General features: G+C 34.3%; 8 protein-coding genes and 1 pseudogene. All 9 read right to left on the minus strand.

What is annotated here, in order from left to right:
• Positions 1 to 83 (minus strand): annotated as a pseudogene (locus QZU75_RS12275) (50S ribosomal protein L29); the annotation flags it as partial.
• A gap of 36 nt (positions 84 to 119) precedes the next feature.
• A complete protein-coding gene (locus QZU75_RS12280) occupies positions 120 to 878 on the minus strand; it encodes a 30S ribosomal protein S3 (RefSeq protein ID WP_296884096.1) in 759 nt (252 codons plus the stop codon).
• On the minus strand, positions 878 to 1342 hold the full coding sequence (locus tag QZU75_RS12285; protein ID WP_296884098.1) for a 50S ribosomal protein L22: 465 nt from the start codon (positions 1340 to 1342) through the stop codon (positions 878 to 880). The genes QZU75_RS12280 and QZU75_RS12285 overlap by 1 nt, the downstream gene beginning before the upstream one ends.
• Positions 1343 to 1354: 12 nt before the next feature.
• Positions 1355 to 1765: a 30S ribosomal protein S19 gene (gene rpsS, locus QZU75_RS12290; protein WP_296884100.1), complete on the minus strand. Its 411-nt coding sequence runs from the start codon at positions 1763 to 1765 to the stop codon at positions 1355 to 1357.
• A gap of 15 nt (positions 1766 to 1780) precedes the next feature.
• Positions 1781 to 2506: a 50S ribosomal protein L2 gene (locus QZU75_RS12295; protein WP_296884102.1), complete on the minus strand. Its 726-nt coding sequence runs from the start codon at positions 2504 to 2506 to the stop codon at positions 1781 to 1783.
• Positions 2507 to 2518: 12 nt separating this feature from the next.
• Positions 2519 to 2779, minus strand: a complete 261-nt coding sequence (locus QZU75_RS12300) for a 50S ribosomal protein L23 (protein WP_296884103.1) — start codon at positions 2777 to 2779, stop codon at positions 2519 to 2521.
• Between the two features lie 22 nt (positions 2780 to 2801).
• Complete coding sequence (rpl4p, locus tag QZU75_RS12305; RefSeq protein ID WP_296884105.1) at positions 2802 to 3566, minus strand: 50S ribosomal protein L4; 765 nt, start codon at positions 3564 to 3566, stop codon at positions 2802 to 2804.
• Between the two features lie 2 nt (positions 3567 to 3568).
• Positions 3569 to 4579 carry a 50S ribosomal protein L3 gene (gene rpl3p / locus QZU75_RS12310; RefSeq protein ID WP_296884107.1) on the minus strand — a complete coding sequence of 337 codons (1011 nt, stop codon included), beginning with the start codon at positions 4577 to 4579 and terminating at the stop codon, positions 3569 to 3571.
• A 342-nt stretch (positions 4580 to 4921) separates the two neighbouring features.
• On the minus strand, positions 4922 to 5153 hold a 232-nt coding region (locus QZU75_RS12315; protein ID WP_296884109.1), incomplete at its 5' end, for a putative RNA uridine N3 methyltransferase.

The following is a 5153-nucleotide window of genomic DNA, read 5'->3' on the forward strand; positions in this document are numbered from 1 at the left end:
AATTCAGTTCTGAGTTCAACTAATTTTTCTTGAATCTCATCAACTTCCATGTCCCAAATTTCTTTACTTCTTAAAATCGCCATTGTTCCAACTCTTTTAGATAATTAAATTTATAATATTTAATCATCATTTTCTTCTACTTCTTCAGTAGATTCTTCTTCGACAACTTCTTCTAATTCTTCGAGATCTTCAACTTCCTCAATGATTTCTTCTTCGATGATTTCTTCAGTTTCAATATCAATTTCTTCATCTTCTACAACTTCACCATCTTCTTCAATGGTAACTCTTGGAGGAAGAATTTCTACAGAATCAGGTAATACAGTTTCTGGAGGCATAATTCTTACATAAATACCTAAAACACCAGGTTTCAATTCAGCAGTAGCGAAGCCTTCTTCAACAAATCTGATTGAAGGTTCTCCACATTTTTTAATGTATCCTTCAACAAATTTAGCTACAGCAGATCTAGAACCTCTGATTTTACCAGAAATAGTTACTTCTACACCTTGAGCTCCTGCTCCCATAATTCTACGAATAGTGGAGTAAGCTACTCTTCTAAAGTGCATTCCTCTTTGTAACATATTAGAAATTTTGTAAGCCATGATTTTTGGGTTGAGTTCAGGAACATCAACTTCTTTAACTTCAATTTGAGGATTGTCTAATCCAAATTCAGTTTTAAGAGTGTTGGTAATAGTTCTTACATTTTTTCCTCCTCTACCAATAACCATACCCGGTCTTTCTGCATAAACAATAACCATGGTACCTAAAGGAGTAATTTGAACTTCCATACCGCCGTATCCAGCTCTTTCTAATTCTTTTTCTAAGTATTCGTCAATTCTAGTTCTTCTAAGGCCTTCTTGAACGAAATCTTTTTCTATCATTAGTTAGCCTCCTGTAATACAATTTGAATATGAGTAGTAGGTGTGTTAAATGGAGTCATTCTACCAAATGCTCTTGGTATGTATCCAGGTATTACAACACCTTTGTGACTTGAAATGTGTTCAATGAATAATTTTTCAGTGTCTAAACCTTTGTACTCTGCATTAGCTTCAGCATTTTCTAAAACTTTTAAGATTTGTTCTGCTGCTTTTACAGGGTATCTTCCACTAGGCCATCCTTCTTGACCTTTTCTGTGACCAACTTTTTTGTTGTGTCTTTTAAAAGGAACTGATTTTTTCATTCCGATAACATCTTCTAAGTAAGCTTTAGCTTTAACTACTTCCATTCCTCTTATTGCTCTACAAATCTCAACACTGTGTTTTGGAGAAATCTTAAGAGATTTTGCCATAGCACGTGCTGTTTTTTCTTCATCAACATCATTATTATAAGCATATTTGTTAGCCATGTTCTAATCTCCTTATTTAAGTGGTACAAACATGGATGATCTTGTAGCACCCATACCTGGGTCTCCGTGTTGAACTCTTTTTCTTGTTGGTGCATATTCACCGAAGTAGTGACCAATCATTTCTGGAGTAAGAGTTACTTCTACAAAATTTTGACCGTCATAAATACCGAAAGTGGTACCAACCATTTCTGGTAAAACAATCATGTCCCTACAATGAGTCCTAATTACAACAGGACGACCATCTTTAGTTCCTTCTTTATTCAATTTTCTCATTTTATCCAAAACAATTTGTTGTCTTGGTAAGAATCCTCTTTTTAAAGACCTTCTTTGTCTTGCAGGTAATAATTTCATTACTTCCTCTAAAGACATGTCTTGTAATTCTTCAAGAGTATAACCTTTATATTTAAATACTTTTCTTGCCAATGAAACACCCTCTATCTATCTTTTTAAACCTGTTCTCTTAGCTGCAATTGAACCAACTTTTCTTCCTGGTGGTGCATGTCTTGAAACAGTAGTTGGACGACCAGGATGTTGTCTGTTACCTCCCCCGTGAGGGTGATCAACAGCGTTCATTGCTACTCCTCTTACAGTCATGAATTTCTTACCTTTAGCTTTATAAGCATGCCATTTTTTACCTGCTTTAAGGAATGGTTTATCTTTTCTTCCTCCACCAGCTACTACACCGATACTAGCACGGCAGTTAGGATTTAAGTATTTTAATTCCCCAGATGGTAATTCAACAACAGTTTGGTTAGCATCATGAGTTACAACATTAGCATAAGTTCCAGATGATCTTACAAAACGACCTCCGTCTCCAGGGGTGTTTTCAATATCATAGATTGGAGTACCTTCAGGAATTTCAGCGAGTGGTAATGTGTTACCAAATTTAATAGGAGCGGAAATACCACATTCAATTTCATCATCAATTTGAATGCTTTCAGGTGCTAATATAAATTTCTTTTCACCATTTTCGAATTTTACTTCAGCGATAGGAGCGGTTCTTGCTGGGTCGTGTACAATATCAGTAACTTTACCTTTGATACTGCCTTCTTTTTCTAATGCATCGTAAGATCTGTATCTGATTTTATCTTTGAAACGATGAGAAGCAACACGGTGAGCAGGAGTTCCTCTACCTCTTCTTTGATGTATTAATCGTTTTCCCATTCAAATTCCTCCTTAGAATACTCCCATTCTGACAGCGATTTCTTCTGCCATTTCTTCTTCAACAAGTTTAATGTATGCTACTTTTTGACCTTTAGGAGTGATATGAGTATTAACTTTTAATACTTTTTCATCGTATAAATCTTCGAAAGCTCTTTTGATTTGACCTTTGTTAGCTTTACGATTTACGACAAAAGCAATTTCATTATTCATATCGATTAAGTTCATGGTTTTTTCAGTAACATGAGGTTTAATAATAATTGAGTATGAATCCATAATAATCACCTATTTTCCAAATTTATTGGAATAAACCTCCTAACTTTTCAACAGCTGATTTAGTGTAAACAGTGAGTCTTCCTGGGTGAGTTCCTGGTGCTAATAATTCAGCATTTAAATTTTCAACAACCACAACATCTACACCAGCGTGGTTTCTTGCACCTAATGAAATACCATTATCTTCACCTACAACAACAAGAGGTCCTTTTACTTTTTTGTATTTTCTTCCTCTTGTTTTTCCTCTACCAGCTCTGATTCTTTTACCTTCTTTTGCACGGATGATATCGTCGTAAACACCTAAATTTTCGAAAATTTCACGAGTTTGTTTAGCGGTTTTTACTGCTTCGATTTCATCTTCAACAATAATAGGAACTTGTTCTAAATCTTCGACTTTGTGACCTCTGTTTTCAACAATCTCTTTATTGGTAGTTGCGGCTACAGCAGATCTGATAGCGAATCTTCTTTCTTTTACGTTGATTTTTTCGTGATGATTTTTTTCAGCTCTAGTAGGATGTGCTTGTCTACCACCAATAGCCATTGGTACGAAAGCTGCTTTAGAACCATTTTTAATCCTTGGTACTCTTGCAGTACCTCTACCTGAACCCCATCCTTTAGCGGAGGTTCTTTTACCTGCCATTGGGTCATTTCCCCATGGTTGTACTCTAGCAGATTGTGCAGAAAGTACAGCTCTTTTGATTAAATCTGGTCTGTATACTTCATCAAAAATAGCTGGAAGTTCAATTTCTTCTTTTACTTCCCCGTTAATAGAATAAACATTTACTTTCATGATTATACCCCTTGTTTAGATTTTGTACTAATGTAATTTATTTGAGGGATATCCTCAGCTTTGTTATTAGGTCTGATAGGTTGTCTTAAAATAACTAATCTTTTAGAAGGACCTGGGAGGGAACCTTTTACTAAAACATAATCATTTTTAACAAGACCGTATTTTACAAATCCGCCATCTGGGTTGATTTGATCAACTTCATCAGCTGATGCAATTTTTAAAATTCTTTTATTGAATTCAGTTCTTTTATGGTATCCCATTTGACCTGCTTGTGCAACAGTCCACATAGTTCTTCTAGGTGTCCAAGGACCAATAGAACCAACGTGTCTTCCTTTACCTGCTCTAACAGCTTTACCATATTGAATTCTAATTCCCCATCTTTTTACTACACCTTGGAATCCTTTTCCTTTTGTAGTTGCAATAGCATCAACAAATTCTCCTTCATTGAAGATTTCACTAGCTTTAACTTCGTTACCTAATAATTCTAATGCAGTGTTTAATTTTTCTTCAGGATTAGCTCCTCCAATACCACATTCAAATATATCTGGTTTTTTCTTAGGTACACTAGTTACTTTTGGATTTGTGTGTATCAATACTCTAATATCTTCTGTGTTTTCTAATTCACCTTGTATTTTTGCAATAGCTTCAGATTTATTGTATTCTTTCGGAAGAGAAATTTTCCTTGAAAGTTCTTGATCTAAATTGTCTGCAAGTACTTCGGTGATAACTTTCAAACCACGAGAAGTTTTTTCATAAGCTCTAATTCCCATTACTACGACCGGAGGTACTTCCAATACAGTTACTGGAGTGAAAACTTCCATACCATTGGTAGGAGAGTTTTTATCAGTATCAGTGATTAAAGCGTGAGTCATACCCACTTTATAACCTGCGAGGCCGAGTAATTTTGGTTCATCCATTTGTGGCCAAGATTTTACTCTAGGGGTTTCTTTTGCTGCTCTTTTTCTTGGACTAAATGCAACAGACCCTTTTCTTGGCTGATGATGTCTTACCATTTAATTTAACCTCCTTATTAATATTTTTCCTTATTTTTCAATTATATTTAATTTTTTAGTGTCTAACAGCTAAATAAATAGCCATTACACAAGTTGATAAGAATTATATAAAATATAACCTCATCGAAATAATAAATAGCTGTAAAAAAGATTACAACTAGATAAATATTAAATTTTAATATATTCCATTGAGTTAATGTCAATTGAAGCACAATGAAGAATATATTCAATGTATAAATCATTCTGCGCTAAGTAAATTTTTAGGAGAGCCCTAAAAACATTAATGTATAAAAAGTTGAGCAAGTTATCTATTAGCGTGATAAGACTAATAAATCAAGAGAATTAAAATCTCATAAAGTTGAATAAAGAAAGCGTAGCGACAACTGCCTCTTCAGTCCGAACAGTTTCAGTTCCTTGATCCGGAATTGTATTTACTTTAAATAAATCCCAGTTAGCATTAGAAACATCTTCCTCGATTGAAGAATAAGGGCCACCAAATAAAATAGCAATACTTTTACATTCATCTACTTTATGTTTTAATTCATCAAAAATAGAATCAATATAATCTCCATAT

It is taken from the genome of uncultured Methanobrevibacter sp. (assembly GCF_902764455.1).
Classification (GTDB): domain Archaea; phylum Methanobacteriota; class Methanobacteria; order Methanobacteriales; family Methanobacteriaceae; genus Methanocatella.